The organism is Methylobacterium organophilum (genome assembly GCF_022533465.1).
GTDB lineage: Bacteria > Pseudomonadota > Alphaproteobacteria > Rhizobiales > Beijerinckiaceae > Methylobacterium > Methylobacterium organophilum.
On record NZ_CP092848.1, the window covers coordinates 3,420,646 to 3,445,657 of the forward strand.

Here is a 25,012-nt window from a genome sequence, read left to right on the forward strand (position 1 = left end):
GGAAACCTGTCCAGATCGTGAAGAACTGATGACCTCACGGAATGTTGCATCGGAGCCCCAGGCAAGGACCGCGCCGCCGGTGACGGCGCAGTGGCTGGAGCGGGCGGCCCTGCACTACCTCGAGCGCTACGGCGCCTCCTCCGAGATGCTCCGTCGCACCCTGCGCCGGCGGGTCGACAAGCGCGCCCGAGCCCGGGGCGAGGAGGCGGAGCCCTATCTGCCGCTGATCGAGGAGACGGTGGCCCGGGCCGTGCGGGCCGGGCTCGTGGATGATGCGCGCTTCGCCGCCGCCCGCCTCGCGACCCTGCGCCGCCGGGGCACCTCCACCCGAGGCGCAGGCGCCAAGCTCGCCGCCAAGGGCATCGACCGCACCCTGATCGCGGCGACGCTGGCGGCGGAGGAGGAGGAAGCGGGCGAGAGCCGCGACCACGAGCTCGAGGCGGCCCGGGCCTATGCACGACGGCGGCGGCTCGGCCCCTTCCGGCCGGCGGCGGACCGGGCGGAGCGCCGCGCGCGCGACCTCGCCGCCATGGCCCGAGCGGGATTCTCCATCGGCCTCGCGCGCGACGTCATCGAGGCCGGCCCCGAGTCGGAAAGCTGAGACGGCCCCTCGACTTCGTCTCCCCGCGCGCCAGCTTGCGCACGATCGAACCCCGATGTTCAGGAGACCACCCATGACCGACCGCCACGCGAGCGCCCATTGGGAGGGCGACGGCAAGACCGGCAAAGGCAAGATCACGACCCAGTCCGGCGTGCTCTCGGACAACCCCTACGGCTTCAACACCCGCTTCGAGAACGAGCCCGGCACCAACCCGGAGGAGCTGATCGCCGCGGCGCATGCGGGCTGCTTCACCATGGCGCTCGCCTTCCAGCTCCAGGAAGCCGGTCTCACGGCGACGTCGCTCGACACCAAGGCGGTCGTCACGCTGGTCCAGGACGGCAAGGGCTTCAAGGTGACGAAGTCGGCCCTGACCCTCAAGGCGGCGATCCCCGGCATCGATCAGGCCAAGTTCGACGAACTGGCCGGCAATGCCGAGAAGGGCTGCCCGATCTCGAAGCTGCTCAATGCTGAGATCACCCTCGACAAGACCCTCGTCCAGGGCTGAGGCCCGCGCGTCCTCCCGGCTTCGCTCCGGGAGGACGCATTTTCCGGTGATGAGGGCATCGCGCCGCATTGCCTGAGCGGCCATCTCGTTCATGGTCCGTTCCATGGACGAAAAGCTCGCGCGCAAGCTGCGCATCCTCGCGGATGCCGCCAAATACGACGCTTCCTGCGCCTCGTCGGGGGCGCCGAAGCGCACGGCCGGCAAGGACGGGCTCGGCTCGACCACGGGGGCGGGCATCTGCCACGCCTATACCCCGGACGGCCGCTGCATCTCGCTCCTGAAGATCCTGCTCACGAATTACTGCCTGTTCGACTGCGCCTATTGCATCAACCGGCGCTCCTCGAACGTCACCCGCGCCCGCTTCAGCGTGGACGAGGTCGTGACGCTCACGGTGGAATTCTACAAGCGCAACTACATCGAGGGGCTGTTCCTCTCCTCCGGCATCATCCGCTCGCCGGACCACACCATGGAGATGCTGACCCTGGTCGCGAAGAGACTGCGCCGGCAGCACGGCTTCCGCGGCTATATCCACCTGAAGTCGATTCCTGAGGCGAGCCCCTGGCTGATCGAGGAGGCGGGCCTCTATGCCGACCGGCTCTCGATCAATGTCGAGCTGCCGACGGAGGAGAGCCTGACCCGCCTCGCCCCGGAGAAGGACGGCGCCGCCATCCAGGGCGCCATGGCCCAGATCGGCGAGCGGATCGTGCAGGCCAAGGCGGAGAAGCGGCGCTTCTCGCCGGCCGGGCAATCGACCCAGGTGATCGTTGGCGCCGATGCGACCACGGACGCCGCATTGATCGGCCGCAGCGCCCAGCTCTACGACCAGCTCGGCCTGAAACGGGTCTACTACTCCGCCTTCAGCCCGATCCCTGCGGGCTCCGCGATCCTGCCCCTGAAGGCGCCCCCGCTGCAACGGGAGCACCGGCTCTATCAGGCGGATTGGCTGATCCGGTACTATGCCTTCTCAGCAGGCGAGGTGGCGGAAGCCTCCGAGGACGGGATGCTCGCCCTCGACATCGACCCGAAGCTCGCCTGGGCGCTCAAGAACCGGCACCGCTTCCCCGTCGACGTGAACCGGGCCGACCGGGAGATGCTGCTGCGGGTGCCGGGCCTCGGGGCGCGGGCGGTCGACGCCCTCCTGAAGGCGCGCCGGCACGCGACCCTGCGCCTCGATGACGTCGCCCGGCTCAGCTCCGGCCTGAAGCGCGCGCGCCCGTTCCTCGTCGCCGCCGACCATCGCCCCACCGCCCTGACCGACCGCCTCGATCTGCGGGCCCGCCTCGCCGAGCCGGCCGAGCAGCTGAGCCTGTTCTGATGGGGGCGCATGGGAACGGGGCCGTCTCCTCCCTTCCCCTCAGCGGAGGAGGGAAGGGCGGCAGCGGCGGCCCCCTTCACGCCGTCGCCCTGTCCCCCGGCGCGGATCTCACCGGCTTCCGGGCCAGCGCGCGGAGCCTGATCGCCGCCGCGGTGCCGCCGGAGCGGGTCGTCTGGCAGGAAACGGCCGCACCCGGCCTGTTCGCCTCGGACGCCGTCGCCGGGGAAGGGGCACCCCTGCGCCTGCCCCGGGCCGTGGCCGACCTGATCCCGATGGTGGTGCCCCACCGCGATCCCGAGCGCTACGCGCTGCTCTACAGCCTGATCTGGCGCGTCAGCCGCGGCGAGCGGGCGCTGATGGAGGTGGCGAGCGACCCCCTGATCCATCGCCTCCACCTGATGCGGAAAGCGATCGGCCGCGACCTGCACAAGATGCACGCCTTCCTGCGATTCCGCCGGGTGGAGGAGGGCGCCCGCGAGCGCTTCGTCGCCTGGTTCGAGCCGGAGCATCACATCCTGGAGGCCGTCGCTCCCTTCTTCGTCGATCGCTTCCGCGCCCTCGACTGGACGATCCTGACGCCGGAGGGCTCCGCGCATTGGGACGGCACGGCGCTCCGCTTCGGGCCGCCGGGGCGACGCGAGGATGCCCCCGCCTCGGACCCCTTCGAAGGGGGCTGGCGGGATTACTACGAGAGCACCTTCAACCCGGCCCGCACGAACCTGCGCGCCATGCGCGCGGAGATGCCGAGGAAATACTGGCGGAACATGCCCGAGACCGCGGCGATTCCCGAACTGGTCCGGCAGGCCGGCCGCCGCACCGTGGAGATGATCGAGAGGGAGCCGCAGATGTCCGTGAAGCGCGAGCCCGCCCGGGCCGTGGCGGCGATGGCCGAGCAGGAACCGGATTCGCTGGAGGCCCTGAACGCGATCATCAAGCGCTCGGAGCCCCTGGTGCCCGGCGCGACCCAGGCCGTACTCGGGGAAGGCCCGATCGGCGCGCCCATCGCCTTTGTCGGCGAGCAGCCGGGCGACCAGGAGGACCGGCAGGGCCGGCCCTTCGTCGGGCCGGCGGGCCAGCTCCTGTCACGGGCACTGGAGGAGGCGGGGATCGACCGGGACGCCTGCTATCTCACGAATGCGGTCAAGCACTTCAAGTTCACCCTGCGCGGCAGGCGGCGCATCCACGAGAAGCCGACGGCGGGGGAGGTGAGCCATTATCGCTGGTGGCTCGACCGGGAACTCGATTTCGTCGCCCCGAAGCTGGTGGTGGCCCTCGGCGCGACGGCGGTGCTGGCCCTGGCCGGCAAGCAGATCCCAATCACCCGGGCGCGCGGGCCGGCCCGGTTCGGCAAGCCCTACGAGGGGTACATCACCGTGCACCCCTCCTATCTGCTGCGCCTGCCCGACGAGGAGGCGAAGGCCATGGCCTACGCGACCTTCGTCGAGGATTTGCGGCGGGCCGCCTCCCTGGCGGCGTGAAAGCGGCAGGCTGCCGTCAGCGTGCCGCGTTCCACACATTGATCACCCGCGCGCCTGACTCGTTGCGGGCCTGGCGTTCCAGCGGGGCGATGTCCTCCGCCGGGGCGATCTTGCGGGCCTTGGCGAGGTATTTCCGTGCCTCGGCCGCCGGCATGGCGCCATGGGGCACCATCATCGCCAGCAGCAGCGCCCGCGTCTTCTTGTCGACGGAGCGAGACTGGCGGACATCCTCGAAATCCGCGGCCCGGTGGCGCTTGCCCGTGGAAGCCGCCCCCGTGAACACCTTCGGCCCGGTGGGCAGGACGACGATGTCGCCGGGGCGCAGGGTCTCGTCCTTCATGATCGCCGCGGTCGGGTTGGCGGCGATCGCCTTCGAATCCACCGGCTGCTTGCCGAGGATCTTGTCGGGATCGGCGGGCAGGGCGACGTAGCGCGCCCGCGGGCGCTCGCTCGACCGGATGTGGCGGCGCGCCCGGTAGCTCTGAGGCGCGGCGGCGCGTGGATCCCAGGCGGGCTGGACCGGGGCGACCGGCTGCGGCGCCGGGCGCACGCCGAAGAGCTGCTCGAGAAAGCCGCCCTCCTGGGCGTGCACGGCGGCGGCCGTGGAGACCACCGTTGCGCCGGAGAGGATGACCAGGGCGAGACGGCGGAGGCGGGTCTGGGTCGGCATCGTCCCCTCCCGAAGCTTGAGCGATGGTGTGATCGATGCGCCTTCAACGGGAGGCGAAGCGGATCCGTTCCGCGCCGCGCTGCATCAATTCGTTGATTTTACGTTGATGCCCGGGGAACAATTCATGGCGGGCTGCCACGAGATCTGCCGAAGGCGATCGCTCGCGCTCAAAATTATCCTGCGATAAAGAAATCGCTCCGCCGAAGTCTTGGTCGCTGGTGTCGATCGCCCCTCTCGTGGCCGGGCAGAGGGCGCCTGGACGACGGTGCGGCGCCTCCGGGTTCGCCACAAACGAAAACGGCGGAGCCGAGGCTCCGCCGTTTCGCCGATGGTTCGGGGAAGGGGTTCAGCGCAGGGGGCCGCCGCTCACCCGGCCGTATTGCGGCACCGGGCGGTCGAGCTGCTCGGCATTACCGGCACGGGCCGAATAGTCGGTGTAGCCGGTGCGCGGGCCGCCGATCGAGCCGGTCACGATGTCGTCCGCAGCGCCCACCGTGCCGCCGACGATGGTGCCGGCCGCGCCGACCGTCCCGCCCACGATGCCGCCGACGGCACCGACCGTCCCGCCGACCACGTTGCCGACACCGCCGAGCACGCCGCCGCGGGGGGAGACGGGGTCGATATGGGCGCCCCAGACATTGAGCGTGCCGTCACGGTTGTAGCTGGCGCTATCGGAATAGAGGGACTGGGCGAGGCTCGGCGTGGCGGCGAGGCCGAGGGCTAGGGCGAGCGCGGTGGTGATCTTGGTGCGGTTGGTCATCCAGGAATTCCTCATCTGATTCGCGGAACGGGAAGAACAGAGACATCTCCGTCCGACGCCTCCGCGTGCTCTTCGATGACCGTGATCTGGGATCCGCTGATCTGGAGACAACGCACGTTTTGTCGCAGCGCAATATAGATATACTTCAAGACATCCGGAAATCCGTGTGAAATTTCGTGCAGGATTGCAGAATCCGGGCCGATTTATGCTGCTCTTTCAGCGGGTTCCCTTGGCGGGTCCGGTTTGCGCGCGGGCGGTGCACCATCGCACGTCGGGGCATGGGGTGGCGCGATCCCTCTCTGGATCGGGTGGGGAAGGGCCCTGGCGCGGCGCGGCGGCACGATTGGCGGATGGGGGTCGGGAGCTTTAGAGAGGGGCGTCCCCGCGCATGAGCCCCTGGATGACCGTCGAGACCCAGCCTGCCCACGACCCTGTCGGGGCGAATGACCGCGTGATCCTGGTGGACGGCTCGTCCTTCATCTTCCGCGCCTATTTTCAGTCGATCAACCAGGACCAGAAGTACAACACCCGCCCCTCGGACGGCCTGCCGACCGGCGCCGTGCGGCTGTTCTGCACCAAGATCGCCCAGTTCCTGCAGGACGGCGCCGCGGGGGTGAAGCCGACCCATCTCGGCATCGTCTTCGACAAGTCCGAGGGCTCGTTCCGCAAGGAGCTCTTCCCCGACTACAAGGGCCACCGCCCGGACGCGCCCGACGATCTCAAGCGGCAGATGCCCCTGATGCGCGACGCGGTGCGCGCCTTCGGCCTGCACGCGGTGGAATTGGAGCGCTACGAGGCCGACGACCTGATCGCGACCTATGCCCGGCAGGCGGAAGCCCGGGGCGCCGAGGTGATCATCGTGTCCTCCGACAAGGACCTGATGCAGCTCGTCTCGGACCGGATCCGGTTCTACGACTTCGAATCCGGCGCCAAGGGCAAGCCCGGCTACCGCCCCGAGCGCAACCTCGACCGCGAGGCGATCATCGCCAAGTGGGAGGGGCTGAGCCCGGAGCAGATCGGCGACGCCCTGGCGCTGATCGGCGACACCTCGGACAACGTGCCCGGCGTGCCCGGCATCGGGCTCAAGACCGCCGCCGCCCTCATCAAGGAATATGGCAGCCTGGAGCAGCTGCTGGAGCGGGCCGGCGAGATCAAGCAGCCCAAGCGCCGCGAAACCCTGCTCGCCAATCTCGACCAGGCCCGGCTCTCGCGGAAGCTCGTGGCCCTGGAAGAGGACGTGCCGGTGCCGGTGCCCCTCGACGATCTCGGCGTGCCGGAGCCCGACCCCGAGAAGCTCGTCGGCTTCCTCAAGGCGATGGAGTTCAACACCCTGACGCGGCGCATCGCCCAGATGCTGCATGTCGACCCCGAGGCGGTAAAGCCCGACCCGGCGCTGCTGCCCGGCGCCCGGCCCCACGGCTACGAGAACGCCGCCGGCGGCAGCGACGCCGTGCCCTTCTTCGGGGATTCCGTGCCGGTCGATCCCGAGACCGCGGCGGCGCCGGAGCGCGGGGCCGGCGCCAGGCCCCCGGAGACTGGAGAGGTCGATCCTTTCGCCGATCTCGGCCTGCCGGATGCGGCGCCGAAGCCCCGCGCCACCGAGCCGACGCCGGCCGGCGTGGTCGCGGCCCGGGCGGCGGAGGCGGTCAAGCCCTTCGACACCAGCGCCTACGAGACGATCACGACCCTGGCGCAACTCGAAGCCTGGATCGCGGAGGCCTTCGAGGCGGGCGTCGTCGCGGTCGATACCGAGACGGACGCCCTCGACGCCAACCGCGCCGGCCTCGTCGGCGTCTCCCTCGCGACCGCTCCGGGCCGCGCGGCCTATATTCCTCTCGCCCACGTGAAGCCCGACACGAAGGACGGGGACCTGTTCGGCGAGGCGGCCCAGGACGGCGAGGCCGCGGACCAGACGATCACCCAGATTCCCCTCGATCAGGCGATCGCCGCCCTCAAGCCGCTGCTGGAGGATCCGGGCACCCTGAAGATCGGCCAGAACATCAAGTACGACTGGCTGGTGCTGAAGCGCTACGGCATCGAGGTCGGACCCTTCGACGACACCATGCTGATCTCCTACGTGCTCGATGCCGGGAAGGGCGGCCACGGCATGGACGAGCTCGCCCGCCGGCATCTCGGCCACCAGCCGATCACCTTCACCGACGTGACCGGCACCGGGCGCAACAAGCTGACCTTCGACCGCGTGCCCCTCAACAAGGCGACCGCCTACGCCGCCGAGGATGCCGACGTGACCCTGCGCCTGTGGCGCATGATGAAGCCGCGCCTCGTCGCGGAGAAGCGCGTCGCGGTCTACGAGACCCTGGAGCGGCCCCTCGTACCCGTGCTCGCCCGCATGGAGGCCAACGGCATCCGCATCGACCGCGACATGCTGAGCCGCCTCTCGGGCGACTTCTCGCAGATCCTGGCGCGGCTCGAGGAGGAGATCCAAGAGGATGCCGGCGAGCGCTTCCAGGTCTCCTCGCCCAAGCAGATCGGCGACGTGCTCTTCGGCAAGATGGGCCTGCCCGGCGCCAAGAAGACGCCCTCGGGCCAATGGGCCACGCCGGCGACGCTCCTGGAGGAGCTCGCCCAGGCCGGGCACGCACTGCCCCGGAAGATCCTGGAATGGCGCCAGCTCTCGAAGCTGAAATCGACCTATACCGACACGCTGCAGGAGCATGCCGATCGGCAGACGAACCGCGTCCACACCTCCTTCGCGCTGGCCGCCACCACCACGGGCCGGCTCTCCTCCTCGGACCCGAACCTGCAGAACATCCCGATCCGCACGGAGGAGGGACGGCGCATCCGCCGGGCCTTCGTGGCGCCCGAGGGCACCAAGCTGATCTCGGCGGACTACTCGCAGATCGAATTGCGCATCCTCGCCCACATCGCCGACATCCCGCAGTTGCGCCAGGCCTTCGAGGACGGCATCGACATCCACGCGGCGACCGCCTCGGCCATGTTCGGCGTGCCCCTCGCCGAGATGACGCCGGATCTGCGCCGGCGGGCCAAGACCATCAATTTCGGCATCATCTACGGCATCTCGGCCTTCGGCCTCGCCGACCGCCTCGGCATCGGCCGGGAGGAGGCCTCGGCCTTCATCCGGCAGTATTTCGAGCGCTTCCCCGGCATCCGCGACTATATCGAGGGCACGAAGAAGCTCTGCCGCGACAAGGGCTACGTCACCACCCTGTTCGGCCGGGTCTGCCACTATCCCCAGATCCGCTCCAACAACCCGAGCGAGCGGGCGAGCGTGGAGCGTCAGGCGATCAACGCCCCGATCCAGGGCACCGCGGCCGACATCATCCGCCGGGCCATGACCCGGATGGAGGACGCCCTGCGCAAGGAGCATCTCAACCTGCGCATGCTCCTGCAGGTGCATGACGAACTCGTCTTCGAGGCGCCCGAGGAGGAGATCGAGGCGGCGCTGCCGGTGATCGCCCGGGTGATGGAGCAGGCGCCAGCCCCGGCCCTGACCCTGCGCGTGCCTCTGGTGGTGGAGGCCAAGGCCGCCGGGAACTGGCAGGAAGCGCATTGAGACGCGCGGAGGAGCGCGCGGGCCCTCGCGCCCGCCCGCCTGGCGCCCTATCCTCGCCGCCGTGACCGAGATCCTGTTCTACCACCTGCAGCGCCAGCCCCTGGAGAAGGTGCTGCCGAGCCTGATCGAGAAGTCGCTGGAGCGCGGCTGGCAGGCGGCCATCCAGGCCGTGAGCGAGGAGCGGCTGCAGGCCCTCGACGACGGCCTCTGGACCTATTCCGACGACAGCTTCCTGCCCCACGGCACCGACCGCGAGCCGGATTCCGGAAGCCAGCCCGTGGTGCTGACCCTGCGGGACGTCAATCCCAACGGCGCGTCGATCCGTTTCCTGGTGGAGGGGGCGGACCTGCCGGCGGATGCGGAATCCTATGCCCGCATCTGCATCCTGTTCGACGGCAACGACCAGGACGCGCTGCTGCGCGCCCGGGAGCAGTGGCGGGCGGCCAAGGAGCAGGGCCACGCGGTCGCCTATTGGCAGCAGGACGAGGACGGGCGCTGGAACAAGAAGGCGTAAGGGCGTCCTTCGCGGCCTTGTCGCCGAACGAGAACAAAAGTAGAACTTACGGGCTGCCGGTTGTCCCGTGGATTCGCCGTTTGGACCCGTTGCCGGTGGCCCCGGGAAGGCTCATGAGTCGGCCTCCGGGCGGCAGCCCCTGTGAGATCGGATCGCGAGGAGAGAGTGCGATGGCGGGCAGCGTGAACAAGGTGATCCTGGTGGGCAATCTCGGGCGCGATCCCGAGACGCGGCGCCTCGCCTCCGGTGATCCCGTGGTGAACCTGCGGCTGGCGACGTCCGAGTCCTGGAAGGACAAGATGTCGGGCGAGCGCAAGGAGAAGACCGAGTGGCACTCGGTCGTGATCTACAACGAGAACCTCGCCCGCGTGGCCGAGCAGTATCTGCGCAAGGGGTCGAAGGTCTATATCGAGGGCCAGCTCCAGACCCGGAAATGGACCGACAATTCCGGTGTCGAGAAGTACACGACCGAGGTCGTGCTGCAGCGCTTCCGCGGCGAGATGACGATCCTCGACGGCCGCGGCGGCGGCGGCGACTTCGCCGGCGAGGAAGAGAGCGGCGGCCAGATCAGCCGCGGCGGCTCCCGCGACGAGTACGGCGGCGGCCGGGGCGGGGACCGCGGGGGCGATTACGGCGGGGGCGGCGGTGGTGGTCGCTCCTCGGGCGGCGGCTCCCGCCCGTCCGGCGGGGGCGGCGGCAAGCCGAACTACGACCTCGACGACGACATCCCGTTCTAGGCTTAGGCTTATAACGAGCGTCTACGGCAGCAGGACCAGGGCTTCGGCCCTGGTCCTTTTGTTTTGCCTGAACCGACAGCGCCGACAGCCCTCACCGGGATCGCCGTCCCCGCCGAGGAGCGGCTCAGTTTGCGGCATTCACAGCAGCGGCGAGGCTCTCCACGAGCTTGTTCATGGCGGCGTCATGGGTCCGGTCGCCTTCCGGGGAGGCCCAGTAGCTCATCATCAGCCGGCGCTTGGCCTTGTCGTCCGGCTCGACCAAGATGTAGCGCAGCACCGTCGGCTTGCCCTTCCAGGTCGCCGGCAGGTCGAGGAAAGCGAGGCCGTAGCCCGCGTAGCGCCGGGGCTCGATCTTCGGCTCGCCGGTCACGGTGACGCCCTGGCCCTCGAAATAGCGGCCATGTTCGGCCTTGATGGTCTCGTAATTCGCCTCGTTGTAGGTCTCGATCCAGAGAAAGACCTCCTCGTCGTCGCTCTTGATCTCGAGACCGTGCTTGACGGTGCTGGCGGTCCAAGCGCCGGGAATCTCCACGGCCATCGGCGGGGTGGTGGCCGGGATCTTCACGGTTTTCGCCCAGCCCGGCGTGGCCCCCACAGAAGCGGCGAGGCCAGCCAGCAAGGCCAAGCGCAGGAAGAGACGAGTCTTCATTGGAAAGTCCTCATCGCCCGTCCGCTCCGCGGAATCGGACACTGTCGTTGACGGGCGGCGCGGGCATTCGAGCGGAGCGCGGTCGAACGTCAATTGGCCAGAGTACGGGCAGGCGGCAGAGGCTGCGGGCTTTCAGCCCCCGGAAAAACTCCGCCGGGCGAGCCCTGGAAAGGCGAGGGCCTGCCCGAGGCCGCGGGCCGCGAGGAAAACGAGGAAGGCGAGCCAGAGGCCGCCATTGCCGAGCCCGAGCGCCTGGAGAGCGAAGAGCGCGACGAGATAGACCAGCAAAGCGGCGAGCATCAGGTTGCGCATCGCCCGGGTCCAGGTCGCGCCAATATAGATGCCGTCATAGGCGAAGGGCAGGGCGGCCACGAGGGGCGCGAGCCCGGCGGCGAGGAGATGCGAGCGGGCATCGGCCCGCACCGGCTCGCTCGTCGTCACCACGTCGATGAAGGCGCCGCCCCCGCCGAGCGCCAGGGTGCTGACGGCCACGCCGAAGGCGAGGCACCAGAGGAGGCAGAGCCGGGACGCGGCGGCGAAGGCCTCGCGGTCCCGGGCGCCCACGGCCCGGCCGCACAAAGCCTCGGCGGCGGTGGCGAAGCCGTCGAGGAAGAAGCCCCCGATCAGGAAGAGATTCCAGAGCACGGCATTGGCGGCGAGCGTCACGTCGCCGAGCCGCGCGCCCATGGCCGAGAACAGGGTGATACCGGCGACGAGCGCCAGGGTCCGGATCAGCACATCCGCATTCACCTTGAGCGTGCGCATCAGGGCGGCCCGGCCGAACACCTCCGCCATGGGCACCCGGAAGGGGCGGGCGCCGAGGCGATGCAGGACGGCGAGCCCGAGCGCCGTGCCCCCGGCCTCCGCCAGGAAAGTGGCCCCGGCCGCCCCGGCGATGCCGAAGCCGAGGCCGAGCACTAGGAGCAGCGTCAGGGCGATGTTGGCGAGGTTGATGCCGACCTGGATGGCGAGGCCGAGATCCGTGCGGCCGCGCCCCAGGACCGAGCCGAGCACGGCGTAGTTCGCCAGGGTGAAGGGCGCGGCGAAGATGCGGATGTGGAAATAGACCGCGAGCCCCGCCGTCACCGCCGCGCTCGCCCCGGCGATGCGGAAGGCGAGGGCCGCGAGGGGGATCTGACCCACGACGAGGACCAGCCCGCAGAGGACCCCGACCGCGAGCGCCCGGGCCAGCGCCCGGTCGATCTCGGCCGGATTCCGGGCGCCCACCGCCTGCGCGGTCAGGCCGGCGGTGGCCATGCGCAGGAAGCCGAAGCTCCAGAAGATCGCGTCGAAGATCACCGCGCCGAGGGCCACCGCCCCGAGGAGCGCGGCATCCCCCAGCCGCCCGATCGCCGCCGCCCCGACGAAGCCGAGGAGCGGCGTCGTCACGTTGGCGAGGGTCGCGGGAAGCGCCAGCAGCAGCACCTGGCGGCTGGTCGGGCGGAGGGCGCCGTCCCGCGGCAGGTCGGCGGAGAGGGCGGGCGCTTCGGGATTCGCGGTCATGGCCCGGGCTTATCGCGCCGGACCGCCGGCGTCCCTTCCGCAAAAGAAGACGGCCCCTGCATCGGCAGGGGCCGTTTCCGATACGCGGCCCGGACGAGGACCCGGCCCCGGTCTCAGCCGGCGGCCTCCTCGCCGTCCTCCTCGTCGCCCTCGATATGCTCGACGGAGACGACGCGCTCGGCCTTGTCGGTGTTGAACACCGTCACGCCCTGCGAGGCGCGGCCGACGATGCGGATGTCGTCCACCGGCACGCGGATGAGCTGGCCGGCATTGGTGACGAGCATGATCTGGTCGCTCGGCTCCACCGGGAAGGAGGCGACCAGGCTGCCGTTGCGGGCGTTCACCCGCATGGCCGTGATGCCCTTTCCGCCGCGGCCCGAGGTCCGGTACTCGTAGGACGAGGTGCGCTTGCCGAAGCCGCGCTCGGACAGGGTGAGCACGAACTGCTCGGCGGCGCTCATCTCGGTGTAGCGCTCCGGCGAGATCGCGGCGGCGCTCGCCTCCTCCGCCTCGCCGTTCTCCGCGGCCTCGCCTTCGATACCGTCGCCGATCACGGCGCGCCGCATCTTCAGGTAGCCCGCGCGCTCCTCCGGCGTCGCCTCGAAGTGATTGAGGATCGTCATGGAGATGACGCGGTCGTCGCTGCCGAGGTTGATGCCGCGCACGCCGGTGGAATCACGGCCCTTGAAGACGCGCACGTCCTCCACGGGGAAGCGGATGCACTGGCCGTTGGCGGTGGTGAGCAGCACGTTCTGCTCCGGCCGGCAGATCTCGACATGGACAATGTGGTCGCCCGGATCGAGCTTCATCGCGATCTTGCCGTTGCGGTTCACCTGCACGAAGTCGGACAGCTTGTTGCGCCGGACATTGCCCGACGCGGTCGCGAACATCACGTCGAGGGTCTCCCAGGAGGCCTCGTCCTCCGGCAGGGGCATGATCGTGGTGATGCGCTCACCCTGGTGCTGGAGCTGCAGGATGTTGACCAGCGCCTTGCCGCGGGCGTTCGGCGCCGCGATCGGCAGACGCCAGACCTTCTCCTTGTAGGCCTGGCCCTGGTCGGAGAAGAACAGCACCGGCGTGTGGGTCGAGGCCACGAAGAGGCGGGTGACGAAATCCTCCTCGCGGGTCGCCATGCCGGAGCGGCCCTTGCCGCCGCGGCGCTGCGCCCGATAGGTCGAGAGCGGCACGCGCTTGACGTAGCCGGCATGGGACACGGTGACGACCATGTCCTCGCGCTGGATCAGGTCCTCGTCGTCGACATTCGCGTCGTAGTCGAGGATCATGGTCTTGCGCGGGGTGGCGTAGGCGTCGCGCACCTCGATCAGCTCGTCGCGCACGATGCCCTGGATGCGGGCGCGGGAGCGCAGGATGTCGAGATAGTCGGCGATCTCCTCGGCGAGCTTCTTCAGCTCGTCGCCGATCTCGTCGCGGCCCAGGGCCGTCAGGCGCTGCAGGCGCAGGTCGAGGATGGCGCGGGCCTGCACCTCGGAAAGGCGGTAGGTGCCGTCCTCGGCCACGCGGTGGCGGGGGTCGTCCACCAGCGCGATCAGCGGGGCGATGTCGGCCGCCGGCCAGTCGCGGCCCATCAGCGCCTCGCGGGCGCTGTTCGGGTCCGGCGAGGTCCGGATCAGGCGGATCACCTCGTCGATATTGGCCACCGCGATGGCGAGGCCGCACAGGACGTGGGCGCGCTCGCGGGCCTTGCCGAGCAGGAACTTGGTCCGGCGGGAGACGACCTCCTCGCGGAAATCCACGAAGGCCTGGAGCAGGTCCTTCAGGGTCATCAGCTCGGGGCGGCCACCGTTCAGCGCCACCATGTTGCAGCCGAAGGAGGTCTGCAGGGGCGTGAACCGGTAGAGCTGGTTGAGCACCACGTCGGCCATGGCGTCGCGCTTCAGCTCGACCACGATGCGCATGCCGTCGCGGTCCGATTCGTCGCGCAGATCCGCGATGCCCTCGAGACGCTTGTCCTTCACCAGCTCGGCGATCTTCTCGATCAGCGTCGCCTTGTTCACCTGATACGGGATCTCGGTGAAGATCAGCGCCTCGCGCTCCTTGCGCAGCTCCTCCACATGGGACTTCGCCCGCATGATGATGGAGCCGCGGCCGGTGGCGTAGGCTTGGCGCGTGCCGGCACGGCCGAGGATCGAGCCGCCGGTGGGGAAGTCGGGGCCAGGCACGATCTCGAGGAGGGCGTCGAGGCCGAGGCCCGGATCCTCGATCAGGGCGAGGCAGGCCTCGACCAATTCGCCGAGATTGTGCGGCGGGATGTTCGTGGCCATGCCGACGGCGATGCCGCCGGCGCCGTTGACGAGGAGGTTCGGGAAGCGGGCCGGAAGGACGGTCGGCTCCTCGCGCGATTCGTCGTAGTTGGGCCCGAAATCGACGGTGTTCTTGTCGATGTCGGCGAGCAAGGCCGTCGCCGGCTTGGCCAGGCGCGATTCGGTGTAGCGCATGGCGGCGGGCGGATCGCCGTCGACCGAGCCGAAATTGCCCTGCCCGTCGATGAGCATGAGGCGCATGGAGAAGTCCTGCGCCATCCGCACCAAGGCATCGTAGATCGATTGGTCGCCGTGCGGATGGTACTGACCGATCACGTCGCCGACGATGCGCGCCGACTTGACGTATTTGCGGTCCGGCAGGTGCCCGGATTCGAAGGCCGAGTAGAGGATGCGCCGATGGACGGGCTTCAGGCCGTCGCGGGCATCGGGGAGCGCGCGACTCACGATCACGCTCATCGCGTAATCGAGATAGGAGCGGCGCATCTCGTCGGTGATGGAGACGGGCTTGATGTCGGTGGCGGGCGGCGGCGCGCCCGTGCCGTTTTCTTCGTTATCTGCCAAGGTCTTCTTTCCGTCTCGCATGCCCTGGGGAAGGGCGCGGCTCGTCGGGGGCGGGAGCGGCGTCTGCCGAAGGCTGCAGACCCCCTTAGAAGACGAGCTATATCAGACGGTTAATATATGCCCGCATGGGCTCCGCGCAAGGCGCGCGGAGCCTCCGGAAGCGGCCGCGCGGGCAGCGCGCGACGCGGCTTCCCGGAGCGTCAGTTCCGCGCCGCCATCATGTCGTGAGCGAGCACCGTCAGCTTGCCGATCAGGCTCGCGACGTCGCCGGTGGTGCAGGACCATTGCGTGCCGATGGCGCTGCCGTCGTTGGAGACGGAGACCACGGCCACCGAGCGCAGCTTGCCCTCGCGGGCGAGCTGGAGCTGGTCTTGGAGCACCTGGATCACGGACGCCACGTTCTCGTCGGCGACAGCCTCGGAGGCGACGGCGGGGAAGGCGACGACGTTGGCCTGGGACACTCTATCGACCTTTGACATTCAGGCGACTCGACGATGCTTGAGGGGCGTTTGACCGAGCGGGCCTGCCTGCAGGCGCTCGACGAGGATGGCGAGGGAGTCCGGGAGAGGCGCCTCCCGATCGACGGCGATGCTCTTGCCGAGCGCGGTGCCGACCCCCTTCGTGACCCGCCCGAGGGCGAGGCCGGGCCGGCCGCCCTGATCAGCGGAAACGGCATAGGCGGCGGAGGGCTGGCGGCGGGCGTCGGAGTCGGCCATGGCAACCTCGGTTCGCTGTCGCTCACATGAGGTGATCCTGCGCGCCTCAATCCGTCCTGAAAATGGCACCGTGTCCGTGTCGCGACGTGATTCCCGCCAGTGTGACCTTCCGGCGACAGGTTGTGCAGGCCCCGTCGCCCCCATGCCCGATCGCGCGCTCAGCGGGGATCCTGCCAACCCTGGCGTGTGCTGACCTCGGTGGCCGGGCCGCCCTGCGGACGCGCGGCGGGAGCGGCGGCGGGGGCCGCCTGGGCGACGCGCGGACCGCCGAATCGCTCGGCGCCCTGGGCGCGTCGGGCATAGCGCGGGCGACGATGCCGGCGCGGACGCGCCCCGTCGGAGCGGGAGCCGATCACGCCGCCGGCCACGGCCCCGACCACCGCACCGATCGGACCGCCGACCAGCGCGCCCGCCACCGCCCCCGTGCCGACGCCGACCGCCGTGCCGTCGGCGGCGCGGGCGGAGCCTGGAACGGTCAGGGTGAGGCCGGCGATCAACGCCAGAACGGGCCAAGCTTTGCGCATCGAGGAACTCTCCGCAGGATCGATGGATCACGCGGCTGTGACGACCGAATTCGACGAAACATTGACCGGGACCGGAGGAAAGACACGGCTATAGTTGTCGCTCAGGCCAGGACATCGCCCTTCGAGGGACACGCATCCGGGCGGCAATTGCCGGAGGTCACGCGCTCCGGGCAGGGCAGCGCGGTTCGGCATGGTCGCGCGGGCGACAGATCCGGGTGGACAAACGCTGCGGCCTGGCCATGCCCCGCTCCCCGCCCCGGATCAGGCCGGACAGGGCCATCGTCTCGGTGGTCGAGGCCAGCCGCGCCGACGCCCGGCCAGCGACGACCGTGCTGTTCGCGGAGCGCCTCGCCGAGACGTGACGGGCCGCGTGACCGCGGCGTGAGTCTCGACACGCGGCGGTGCGCGCCGCGGTGAAAAGCGCGGCAAAAACGCATGCTTGAGGGGCGCGCCTTCCGCGGGGCCTGTGCTAGATAGGCCCCCATGCGATGCTCCCTGACGGTCACCTCCAAGCGACGCATCCTCTGCGTCTTCCCCGCCTACACGCCGTCCTTCGGCACCTTCTCCCACGCCTACCCGCTGATGGGGGGCGTCAAGGCCTTCATGCCGCCCCAGGGCCTGCTGGTGATCGCGGCCTACATGCCGGAGGCCTGGGAGTGCCGGTTCATCGACGAGAACATCAAGCGCGCCACGCCTGAGGACTTCGCCTGGGCCGACGCGGTGTTCGTCTCCGGCATGCACATCCAGGAAGGCCAGATCCACGATATCGGCAAGCGCGCCCATGCCGCCGGCAAGGTCGCCGTGCTCGGCGGTCCCTCGGTCTCCGGCGCGCAGGAGAAGTATCCGGACTTCGACTACCTGCATGTCGGCGAGATCGGCGACGCCACCGACCGACTGGTCGAGATCCTCGACCGCGACCTCTCCCGCCCGGCCCGGCAGGTGGTGCTCGACACCAAGGAGCGGCTGGGGCTCTCGGACTTTCCCGCCCCCGCCTACGCGGCGGTGCCGCTCAAGCGCTACCTGATCGGCTCCCTGCAATTCTCCTCGGGCTGCCCCTATCGCTGCGAGTTCTGCGACATCCCGCAGCTCTACGGGCGGCAGCCGCGGCTGAAGACGCCGGAGCAGCTCTGCGCCGAGCTCGACGCCATCGTCAGCCAGCCGGGCCACCCGGCGGTGGTCTACTTCGTCGACGACAACTTCATCGGCAACCGCAAGGCGACGCGGGAGATGCTGCCGGTGCTGGTCGAGTGGCAGAAGAAGAACAACTACCCGCTCCAGTTCGCCTGCGAGGCGACGCTGAACATGGCCAAGCAGCCCGAGATCCTCGAGCTGATGCGCCAGGCCAACTTCATGACGGTGTTCGTCGGCATCGAGACCCCAGAGGCCGACGCGCTCAAGGGCATCGACAAGACCCACAACGCCGCCGTGCCGATGTACGAGGCGATCGAGACCCTCAACAGCTACGGCCTCGAGGTGACCTCGGGCATCATCCTCGGCCTCGACACCGACACCGACCGCTCCGAGCAGAACCTGATCGACTTCATCGACCGCTCCGCGATCCCGGTGCTGACGATCAACCTGCTCCAGGCCCTGCCCAAGACCCCGCTCTGGGACCGGCTGGAGAAGGAGGGCCGGCTCGTGCACGACGCGAGCCTCGAATCCAACGTGCTGTTCAAGCGCCCCCACGACACCGTGGTAGCGAGCTGGCGCCGGGCCATCGCCCACGCCTACGCCCCGGAGAAGATCTTCGAGCGCTTCAAGCACCAGTGCGACGTGACCTATCCGCACCGGATCGTCACGCCGACGGCGGGCAAGCTCACCGTCACCAACCTGCGCCGCGGCCTGATCCTCGGCTTCAACATCGTCACCCGGGTCGGCCTGTTCTCCGATTACCGCAAGCCGTTCTGGCGGGCGGCGGCCTACGCCCTCAAGCGCGGGCAGATCGAGGCGGTGTTCAACATGGGCTTCGTCGCCCACCACCTGATCCGCTTCACCCGCGAGGCCCTGCGCGGCGAGCACAACGCCTCCTTCTACGCGGCCAAGGCGGCGGAGGCGGAGGCGCAACGCGAGCGGAGCTGGTGGGAGAACACGCGCCGGCGGTTCACGCCGGAGCGGGAAGCCGCCTGAGCCGGCTTCTCCCCTCTGCCGCCGCAGGCCGATCGCCGGGGCGGGCGCTCTGCGCCGAAGGGGAGGCCCATTCGGCGAAAGGGCGTGCGTCAAAACAAGCCTCTCGCGCCGTGCCCGATTGCCATGCGATCGGGCACGGCTCTAGGCTCCGGGTGATGCCGCCCGCGACCATCGCCATCGTGATCGCCACACCCCGGGGCCTGCGCCACGTGGCGAGCGCCTGCGAGCGCGGCGCCGCCGGACCGGCCGAGGACATCCTGCGCAATCTCGGCGCCGAGGTCGCGGGCTCGAACTTCTGGGTCCAGTGCGCCGATGCGCAGGTCGCCCGGCGGCTGACCGGCTATCTCCAGGACGTGCGGGCCGAGATGATGGCCGACAGGGCGCGGCCGATCGGATGAGCGGCGCGCCCAGCGGGATCGCGGGCGTTTGCCTGGAGGGGACGAGCCCGTTCGACTTCCCCGGGATTCCGGTCCATGATGGCGAGAATCACCCCGCCGAAACCGGGGAGGGCACGCGGATCGTCGGAACGCTGCGCTTCCTCCGGGCGGATCGAGGCTCGACCCAACTGCCCTCCCGCGTGCGATCCCTGTTGCCTGCGGCGGAAAAGTCGCGAAACGGGACTTGGCAGGGGGCTTGCTAGCCTCTATACACCGCGCTCCACGCATTCACCCATTGGAAAGGGATCGACCGATCGGTCGGTTTCCGTTCGAGATTCCGCCTGGGCGACCAGGCGGTTTTGGCCGGAAGGGTCTCGAAGCACCCGCTTCGAGCGCCGTTTCCGGCCATGTCCTGTCCGAGACTGCAGGCGCCGGGCAACCGGCTTAATCCGCCAGCCTGCACAGACGGGGAAGACCGAATTCTCGCAACCTCGCTTCGGGGCTCACGCACCGGGGAGAGGCATCGGTTTGAACCATCTCACCCGCGATGCCGCGTCTGCGGCGCCCGGGGACAGGGCCGAGAGACGTCGTCCAGGACGTTTTCGGCTTCTACGCCGAGATCCGTTCCGGGCGGCAAGTGCAACCGGCGGACCTGTCCAAGGTTCCGCCAACCGGAGAGAGCCCAGTGGACCGGACAGCAAAAGCTGATCTCGTCTCGACGCTCAACGGCGTGTTCACCACGAACGCCGTCGTCGTCGTGGCCCACTACAAGGGCCTCACGGTGGCCGACATGCAGAAGCTGCGCGCGCAGATGAAGCAGGCCGGCGCCACCGTGAAGGTCGCGAAGAACCGCCTCGCCAGCATCGCTCTCGATGGCACGGACGTCGCCTCCATCAAGCCCCTCCTGAAGGGTCCGACCCTGCTCGCTTATTCGAGCGACCCGGTCGCGGCCGCCAAGGTGGCGGTGGATTTCGCCAAGACCAACGACAAGCTCGTAATTCTTGGCGGCGCCATGGGAACGACCGCCCTGAACCCGGACGGCGTGAAGGCCCTCGCCTCGCTCCCGTCCCTCGACGAACTGCGCGCCAAGCTCGTGGGCCTCATCCAGGCTCCCGCGACCAAGGTCGCCCAGGTCGTCAACGCGCCGGCGGCCAAGCTCGCCCGCGTGTTCGGGGCCTATGCCAAGAAGGACGAAGCGGCCTGAGCCGTTTCCCCCTTACAAACCCATCCGTTCAAACCGATATATCCAAGGAAGTGAAACATGGCTGATCTCGCCAAGATCGTCGAGGATCTCTCCTCCCTGACCGTTCTCGAGGCCGCCGAGCTCGCGAAGCTCCTCGAGGAGAAGTGGGGCGTTTCCGCCGCTGCCGCCGTCGCCGTCGCCGCTGGCCCGGCCGCGGGTGGTGGCGCTGCCGCCGCCGCCGAGGAGCAGACCGAGTTCACCGTTGTCCTGGCTTCGGCCGGCGACAAGAAGATCGAGGTCATCAAGGAGGTCCGCGCGATCACCGGCCTCGGCCTCAAGGAGGCCAAGGACCTCGTCGAGGGCGCCCCGAAGCCGATCAAGGAGTCGGTGGCCAAGGACGAGGCCGAGAAGATCAAGGCCCAGCTCGAGAAGGCCGGCGCCAAGGTCGAGCTCAAGTAAGACAGAGATGGGCCGCTTCCGGCCCATCGCCGCGCGGAAGGCTCTTTAGGGCCTTCCGCGACCGGAGCCCGCGGGTGCCTCGCCCGCGGGCTAAGGTCGCTTAAAGAGGGCGGCCTCGCGGATCCCGGTTCGGTCCGCAGACGAGGGCAGGATTTTGAGACGGGGAAGGCGGCCCGGCGGGGCGCGCCTTCCAGTCCGGTGCGGGAGGCGTCAGAGCCTTCCCCGGGCAACCAGGACGCGGGATGGTGGAGCGAGGTCACATGGCCAACACGCTGGTCGGTCGCAAGCGCATTCGCAAGTTCTTCGGCAAGATCCGCGAAGTCGCGGAAATGCCGAACCTGATCGAGGTCCAGAAGGCGTCCTACGACCAGTTCCTGATGGTGGACGAGCCCGAGGGTGGCCGCGCCGACGAGGGCCTGCAGAGCGTCTTCAAGTCCGTCTTCCCGATCTCGGACTTCTCTTCGACCGCGCTCCTCGAATTCGTCCGCTACACCTTCGAGGCGCCCAAATACGACGTCGACGAGTGCCGCCAGCGCGGCATCACCTTCGCGGCCCCGCTCAAGGTGACCCTGCGCCTGATCGTGTTCGACGTCGACCCGGATACCGGCGCCAAGTCCGTCAAGGACATCAAGGAGCAGGACGTCTACATGGGCGACATGCCGCTCATGACGGACAACGGCACCTTCATCGTCAACGGCACCGAGCGCGTCATCGTCTCGCAGATGCACCGCTCCCCGGGCGTGTTCTTCGACCACGACAAGGGCAAGACGCACTCCTCCGGCAAGCTGCTCTTCGCCGCCCGCATCATCCCCTACCGGGGCTCCTGGCTCGACGTCGAATTCGACGCCAAGGACATCGTCTACGTGCGCATCGACCGGAAGCGGAAGCTGCCGGTCACCTCGCTGCTGTTCGCGCTGGGCCTCGACGGCGAGGAGATCCTCTCGACCTTCTACAACCGCGTCCTCTACACCCGGGACGGGGCGGATTGGCGCGTGCCGTTCGATGCCGAGCGCCTGAAGGGCTTCAAGGCCAGCGTCGACCTCGTCGACGCCGATTCCGGCGAGGTCGTGCTCGAGGCGGGCAAGAAGCTGAACGCCCGCAACGCGCGCCTCATCGGCGAGAAGGGCACCAAGTTCCTCAAGGCGACCGACGAGGATCTCGTCGGCCAGTATATCGCCGAGGACCTGGTCAACATGCAGACCGGCGAGATCTGGGCCGAGGCCGGCGACGAGATCTCCGAGAAGCTGCTCAAGGCGCTCGACGATGTCGGCGTCACCGAGCTGCCGGTGCTCGACATCGACCACGTCAATGTCGGCCCCTACATCCGCAACACTCTCAACGTGGACAAGAACTCGGGCCGCGAGGGCGCGCTGTTCGACATCTACCGGGTCATGCGCCCGGGCGAGCCGCCGACCCTCGACACTGCCGAGGCGATGTTCCACTCGCTGTTCTTCGACGCCGAGCGCTACGACCTCTCCGCGGTCGGCCGCGTGAAGATGAACATGCGCCTCGACCTCGACGCGCCCGACACCATGCGCACCCTGCGCAAGGAGGACATGCTCGCCGTCGTCAAGGCGCTCGTGGACCTGCGCGACGGCAAGGGCGAGATCGACGACATCGACCACCTCGGCAACCGCCGCGTGCGCTCGGTCGGCGAGCTCATGGAGAACCAGTACCGCCTGGGCCTCCTGCGCATGGAGCGCGCCATCAAGGAGCGGATGTCGTCCGTCGACATCGACACCGTGATGCCGCAGGACCTGATCAACGCGAAGCCCGCCGCCGCGGCGGTGCGCGAGTTCTTCGGCTCGTCGCAGCTCTCGCAGTTCATGGACCAGACCAACCCGCTCTCGGAGGTCACCCACAAGCGCCGCCTCTCGGCGCTTGGCCCGGGCGGTCTCACCCGTGAGCGCGCCGGCTTCGAGGTGCGCGACGTGCACCCGACCCATTACGGCCGCATCTGCCCGATCGAGACGCCGGAAGGCCCGAATATCGGCCTGATCAACTCGCTGGCGACCTTCGCCCGCGTGAACAAGTACGGCTTCATCGAGACGCCGTTCCGCCGGGTGAAGGACGGGGTCGTGACCGACGAGGTCGCCTACCTCTCCGCCATGGAGGAGCAGAAGTACTACGTCGCCCAGGCCAATGCCGGCATGGACGCGGATCGCAAGCTGACGGACGACCTCGTGGTCTGCCGCCGCGCGGGCGAGGTGATCGTGGTCTCCCCCGACCGCGTCGACCTCATGGACGTGTCGCCCAAGCAGCTCGTCTCGGTCGCCGCGGCGCTGATCCCGTTCCTCGAGAACGACGACGCCAACCGCGCGCTGATGGGCTCGAACATGCAGCGCCAGGCGGTGCCGCTGGTTCGCGCCGACGCGCCCTTCGTCGGCACGGGCATGGAGGCCGTGGTCGCCCGGGATTCCGGCGCCGCCATCGCCGCCCGCCGCGCCGGCATCGTCGATCAGGTGGACGCCACCCGTATCGTCATCCGCGCCACGGAGGAGACCGACCCGACCAAGCCCGGCGTCGACATCTACCGCCTGCAGAAGTTCCAGCGCTCCAACCAGTCGACCTGCATCACGCAGAAGCCGCTGGTGCGGGTGGGCGAGCCCGTGAAGAAGGGCGAGATCATCGCCGACGGTCCCTCGACCGAGTTCGGCGAGCTCGCCCTCGGCCGCAACGTGCTCGTCGCGTTCATGCCGTGGAACGGCTACAACTTCGAGGACTCGATCCTGCTCTCCGAGCGGATCGTGAAGGATGACGTGTTCACCTCGATCCACATCGAGGAATTCGAGGTGATGGCCCGCGACACCAAGCTGGGTCCGGAGGAGATCACCCGCGACATCCCGAACGTCTCGGAAGAGGCGCTCAAGAACCTCGACGAGGCCGGCATCGTCTATATCGGCGCCGAGGTGCATGCGGGCGACATCCTCGTCGGCAAGATCACCCCGAAGGGCGAGAGCCCGATGACGCCGGAGGAGAAGCTGCTCCGTGCCATCTTCGGCGAGAAGGCCTCGGACGTGCGCGACACCTCCCTGCGGGTGCCGCCGGGCGTCACCGGCACGATCGTCGAGGTCCGGGTGTTCAACCGCCACGGCGTCGACAAGGACGAGCGCGCCCAGGCCATCGAGCGCGAGGAGATCGAGCGCCTCGCCAAGGACCGCGACGACGAGCAGGCGATTCTCGACCGCAACACCTATGCGCGCCTCTCCGAGCTGCTGATCGGCCAGGCGCCGATCGCCGGCCCGAAGGGCTTCAAGAAGGACACGACCCTCACCCGCGAGCTGATCAACGACTATCCGCGCTCGCAGTGGTGGCAGTTCGCCGTCGTCGACGACCGTCTCATGACCGAGATGGAGGCGATGCAGAAGCAGTACGACGAGTCGAAGAAGCGCCTCGAGCAGCGCTTCCTCGACAAGGTCGAGAAGCTGCAGCGCGGCGACGAGCTGCCTCCGGGCGTCATGAAGATGGTCAAGGTCTTCGTGGCGGTGAAGCGCAAGATCCAGCCCGGCGACAAGATGGCCGGCCGCCACGGCAACAAGGGCGTGGTCTCGCGCATCGTGCCGATCGAGGACATGCCGTTCCTAGAGGACGGGACGCATGCCGACATCGTGCTCAACCCGCTGGGCGTGCCCTCGCGCATGAATGTCGGCCAGATCCTGGAGACCCATCTGGGCTGGGCGGCTGCGGGCCTGGGTCGCAAGGTTTCGAAGGCCGTCGACGCCTATCTGAAGACCCAGGACATCGCGCCGCTGCGCCGGGAGATGGAGGCGATCTACTCGCCGGCCGAGCTCGACGGGCTGTCCGACGAGGATCTCGCGGAGGCCGGCAACAACGTCCGCCGCGGCGTTCCGATGGCCACCCCGGTGTTCAACGGCGCCAAGGAAGCCGACATCGAGACGATGCTGGAGATGGCCGGGCTCGACCGCTCGGCGCAGTCGACGCTCTATGACGGGCGCACCGGCGAGCCTTTCGACCGCAAGGTGACGATGGGCTACATCTACATGCTGAAGCTCCACCATCTCGTGGACGACAAGATCCACGCGCGCTCGATCGGCCCGTACTCGCTCGTCACCCAGCAGCCCCTGGGCGGCAAGGCGCAGTTCGGCGGCCAGCGCTTCGGCGAGATGGAGGTCTGGGCGCTGGAGGCCTACGGCGCGGCCTACACGCTGCAGGAGATGCTCACGGTGAAGTCGGACGACGTGGCCGGCCGCACCAAGGTCTACGAGGCGATCGTCCGCGGCGACGACACCTTCGAGGCCGGCATTCCGGAATCCTTCAACGTGCTCGTCAAGGAGATGCGCTCGCTCGGCCTCAACGTCGAGCTCACCTCCTCGAAGCAGCAGCAGGCGGCCAACGACCAGATCGAGCCGCCGGCCGACGCGGCCGAGTAAGGGCGACACACCTCCCGCGGCGGCATCCCCCGATGCCGCCGCGGTCGAGCGGGGAGGGGCGGAGCCTCCGGTGACGACGGCCAGCGGCGCTCGAGGAGAGCGCGGCGCCTTGAAGTTTCAGCACG

At 69.0% G+C, this 25,012-nt stretch carries 21 protein-coding genes; 13 read left to right on the forward strand and 8 right to left on the reverse strand.

Annotated elements, in window-relative coordinates; translation table 11 throughout:
- Positions 1-28 precede the first annotated feature (28 nt).
- From MMB17_RS16005 to MMB17_RS16020, 4 genes are all read left to right on the forward strand, one after another.
- Positions 29-601 carry a RecX family transcriptional regulator gene (locus tag MMB17_RS16005; RefSeq protein WP_420847277.1) on the forward strand — a complete coding sequence of 191 codons (573 nt, stop codon included), beginning with the start codon at positions 29-31 and terminating at the stop codon, positions 599-601.
- A gap of 73 nt (positions 602-674) precedes the next feature.
- Positions 675-1,106: an OsmC family protein gene (locus tag MMB17_RS16010; protein ID WP_241099516.1), complete on the forward strand. Its 432-nt coding sequence runs from the start codon at positions 675-677 to the stop codon at positions 1,104-1,106.
- Between the two features lie 103 nt (positions 1,107-1,209).
- Complete coding sequence (locus MMB17_RS16015) at positions 1,210-2,421, forward strand: putative DNA modification/repair radical SAM protein (RefSeq protein WP_241099517.1); 1,212 nt, start codon at positions 1,210-1,212, stop codon at positions 2,419-2,421.
- The gene (locus MMB17_RS16020; RefSeq protein ID WP_241099519.1) at positions 2,421-3,899 is read left to right on the forward strand and encodes a UdgX family uracil-DNA binding protein; all 1,479 of its coding nucleotides are present in this window, start codon (positions 2,421-2,423) and stop codon (positions 3,897-3,899) included. The genes MMB17_RS16015 and MMB17_RS16020 overlap by 1 nt, the downstream gene beginning before the upstream one ends.
- 16 nt (positions 3,900-3,915) lie before the next feature.
- Here MMB17_RS16020 and MMB17_RS16025 read toward each other — a convergent pair whose 3' ends face one another.
- Both MMB17_RS16025 and MMB17_RS16030 read right to left on the reverse strand, forming a co-directional pair.
- Positions 3,916-4,569 (reverse strand): hypothetical protein, encoded by a 654-nt coding sequence (locus MMB17_RS16025; protein ID WP_241099521.1) that lies wholly within the window; start codon positions 4,567-4,569, stop codon positions 3,916-3,918.
- A 346-nt stretch (positions 4,570-4,915) separates the two neighbouring features.
- Entirely contained in the window at positions 4,916-5,329 is a 414-nt protein-coding gene (locus MMB17_RS16030; protein WP_241099523.1) for a hypothetical protein, read from the reverse strand.
- Positions 5,330-5,729: 400 nt separating this feature from the next.
- Here MMB17_RS16030 and polA point away from each other — a divergent pair, with 400 nt between their 5' ends.
- From polA to ssb, 3 genes are all read left to right on the forward strand, one after another.
- Entirely contained in the window at positions 5,730-8,864 is a 3,135-nt protein-coding gene (polA, locus tag MMB17_RS16035; RefSeq protein ID WP_241099525.1) for a DNA polymerase I, read from the forward strand.
- Between the two features lie 61 nt (positions 8,865-8,925).
- Complete coding sequence (locus MMB17_RS16040; RefSeq protein WP_238312746.1) at positions 8,926-9,378, forward strand: DNA polymerase III subunit chi; 453 nt, start codon at positions 8,926-8,928, stop codon at positions 9,376-9,378.
- Positions 9,379-9,548: 170 nt separating this feature from the next.
- Positions 9,549-10,115 carry a single-stranded DNA-binding protein gene (ssb, locus tag MMB17_RS16045; RefSeq protein WP_241099526.1) on the forward strand — a complete coding sequence of 189 codons (567 nt, stop codon included), beginning with the start codon at positions 9,549-9,551 and terminating at the stop codon, positions 10,113-10,115.
- A 124-nt stretch (positions 10,116-10,239) separates the two neighbouring features.
- Here the strand turns inward: ssb and MMB17_RS16050 are convergent, their stop codons facing one another.
- From MMB17_RS16050 to MMB17_RS16075, 6 genes are all read right to left on the reverse strand, one after another.
- Positions 10,240-10,764: a hypothetical protein gene (locus tag MMB17_RS16050; protein ID WP_241099527.1), complete on the reverse strand. Its 525-nt coding sequence runs from the start codon at positions 10,762-10,764 to the stop codon at positions 10,240-10,242.
- A gap of 132 nt (positions 10,765-10,896) precedes the next feature.
- Positions 10,897-12,267, reverse strand: a complete 1,371-nt coding sequence (locus MMB17_RS16055; protein ID WP_241099529.1) for an MATE family efflux transporter — start codon at positions 12,265-12,267, stop codon at positions 10,897-10,899.
- 113 nt (positions 12,268-12,380) lie between these two features.
- Positions 12,381-15,032 carry a DNA gyrase subunit A gene (gene gyrA / locus MMB17_RS16060; protein ID WP_420847379.1) on the reverse strand — a complete coding sequence of 884 codons (2,652 nt, stop codon included), beginning with the start codon at positions 15,030-15,032 and terminating at the stop codon, positions 12,381-12,383.
- A gap of 278 nt (positions 15,033-15,310) precedes the next feature.
- A complete protein-coding gene (locus tag MMB17_RS16065; RefSeq protein ID WP_238312737.1) occupies positions 15,311-15,589 on the reverse strand; it encodes a hypothetical protein in 279 nt (92 codons plus the stop codon).
- Positions 15,590-15,826 carry a hypothetical protein gene (locus MMB17_RS16070; RefSeq protein WP_238312735.1) on the reverse strand — a complete coding sequence of 79 codons (237 nt, stop codon included), beginning with the start codon at positions 15,824-15,826 and terminating at the stop codon, positions 15,590-15,592. It lies immediately after the preceding gene.
- Positions 15,827-15,984: 158 nt separating this feature from the next.
- Positions 15,985-16,350, reverse strand: coding sequence for a hypothetical protein (locus MMB17_RS16075; RefSeq protein WP_241099532.1), 366 nt, complete (start codon positions 16,348-16,350; stop codon positions 15,985-15,987).
- Between the two features lie 215 nt (positions 16,351-16,565).
- Between MMB17_RS16075 and MMB17_RS16080 the strand changes: the two genes are divergently transcribed.
- The 6 genes from MMB17_RS16080 to rpoB all read left to right on the forward strand — a co-directional run bounded on the left by MMB17_RS16080 (position 16,566) and on the right by rpoB (position 24,887).
- On the forward strand, positions 16,566-16,712 hold the full coding sequence (locus tag MMB17_RS16080) for a hypothetical protein (protein WP_241099534.1): 147 nt from the start codon (positions 16,566-16,568) through the stop codon (positions 16,710-16,712).
- Positions 16,713-16,833: 121 nt separating this feature from the next.
- The gene (locus MMB17_RS16085) at positions 16,834-18,477 is read left to right on the forward strand and encodes a B12-binding domain-containing radical SAM protein (RefSeq protein WP_238312730.1); all 1,644 of its coding nucleotides are present in this window, start codon (positions 16,834-16,836) and stop codon (positions 18,475-18,477) included.
- A gap of 155 nt (positions 18,478-18,632) precedes the next feature.
- Positions 18,633-18,875, forward strand: a complete 243-nt coding sequence (locus tag MMB17_RS16090; RefSeq protein WP_241099536.1) for a hypothetical protein — start codon at positions 18,633-18,635, stop codon at positions 18,873-18,875.
- Between the two features lie 664 nt (positions 18,876-19,539).
- Positions 19,540-20,058 carry a 50S ribosomal protein L10 gene (gene rplJ, locus MMB17_RS16100; RefSeq protein ID WP_238312726.1) on the forward strand — a complete coding sequence of 173 codons (519 nt, stop codon included), beginning with the start codon at positions 19,540-19,542 and terminating at the stop codon, positions 20,056-20,058.
- 57 nt (positions 20,059-20,115) lie between these two features.
- Positions 20,116-20,496: a 50S ribosomal protein L7/L12 gene (gene rplL, locus MMB17_RS16105; RefSeq protein WP_238312724.1), complete on the forward strand. Its 381-nt coding sequence runs from the start codon at positions 20,116-20,118 to the stop codon at positions 20,494-20,496.
- A 260-nt stretch (positions 20,497-20,756) separates the two neighbouring features.
- A complete protein-coding gene (gene rpoB, locus MMB17_RS16110; protein ID WP_238312722.1) occupies positions 20,757-24,887 on the forward strand; it encodes a DNA-directed RNA polymerase subunit beta in 4,131 nt (1,376 codons plus the stop codon).
- The last annotated feature ends 125 nt before the right edge of the window (positions 24,888-25,012 follow it).

What these genes read in the sequence shown, in the direction of transcription:
- MMB17_RS16005 (WP_420847277.1), top strand. Translation starts at nt 29, where the DNA reads ATGACCTCACGGAATGTTGCATCGGAGCCCCAGGCAAGGACCGCGCCG.
- MMB17_RS16010 (WP_241099516.1), top strand. Translation starts at nt 675, where the DNA reads ATGACCGACCGCCACGCGAGCGCCCATTGGGAGGGCGACGGCAAGACC.
- MMB17_RS16015 (WP_241099517.1), top strand. Translation starts at nt 1,210, where the DNA reads ATGGACGAAAAGCTCGCGCGCAAGCTGCGCATCCTCGCGGATGCCGCC.
- MMB17_RS16020 (WP_241099519.1), top strand. Translation starts at nt 2,421, where the DNA reads ATGGGGGCGCATGGGAACGGGGCCGTCTCCTCCCTTCCCCTCAGCGGA.
- MMB17_RS16025 (WP_241099521.1), bottom strand. Translation starts at nt 4,569, where the DNA reads ATGCCGACCCAGACCCGCCTCCGCCGTCTCGCCCTGGTCATCCTCTCC.
- MMB17_RS16030 (WP_241099523.1), bottom strand. Translation starts at nt 5,329, where the DNA reads ATGACCAACCGCACCAAGATCACCACCGCGCTCGCCCTAGCCCTCGGC.
- polA (WP_241099525.1), top strand. Translation starts at nt 5,730, where the DNA reads ATGACCGTCGAGACCCAGCCTGCCCACGACCCTGTCGGGGCGAATGAC.
- ssb (WP_241099526.1), top strand. Translation starts at nt 9,549, where the DNA reads ATGGCGGGCAGCGTGAACAAGGTGATCCTGGTGGGCAATCTCGGGCGC.
- MMB17_RS16050 (WP_241099527.1), bottom strand. Translation starts at nt 10,764, where the DNA reads ATGAAGACTCGTCTCTTCCTGCGCTTGGCCTTGCTGGCTGGCCTCGCC.
- MMB17_RS16055 (WP_241099529.1), bottom strand. Translation starts at nt 12,267, where the DNA reads ATGACCGCGAATCCCGAAGCGCCCGCCCTCTCCGCCGACCTGCCGCGG.
- gyrA (WP_420847379.1), bottom strand. Translation starts at nt 15,032, where the DNA reads ATGCGCCGCTCCTATCTCGATTACGCGATGAGCGTGATCGTGAGTCGC.
- MMB17_RS16065 (WP_238312737.1), bottom strand. Translation starts at nt 15,589, where the DNA reads ATGTCAAAGGTCGATAGAGTGTCCCAGGCCAACGTCGTCGCCTTCCCC.
- MMB17_RS16070 (WP_238312735.1), bottom strand. Translation starts at nt 15,826, where the DNA reads ATGGCCGACTCCGACGCCCGCCGCCAGCCCTCCGCCGCCTATGCCGTT.
- MMB17_RS16075 (WP_241099532.1), bottom strand. Translation starts at nt 16,350, where the DNA reads ATGCGCAAAGCTTGGCCCGTTCTGGCGTTGATCGCCGGCCTCACCCTG.
- MMB17_RS16085 (WP_238312730.1), top strand. Translation starts at nt 16,834, where the DNA reads ATGCGATGCTCCCTGACGGTCACCTCCAAGCGACGCATCCTCTGCGTC.
- MMB17_RS16090 (WP_241099536.1), top strand. Translation starts at nt 18,633, where the DNA reads ATGCCGCCCGCGACCATCGCCATCGTGATCGCCACACCCCGGGGCCTG.
- rplL (WP_238312724.1), top strand. Translation starts at nt 20,116, where the DNA reads ATGGCTGATCTCGCCAAGATCGTCGAGGATCTCTCCTCCCTGACCGTT.
- rpoB (WP_238312722.1), top strand. Translation starts at nt 20,757, where the DNA reads ATGGCCAACACGCTGGTCGGTCGCAAGCGCATTCGCAAGTTCTTCGGC.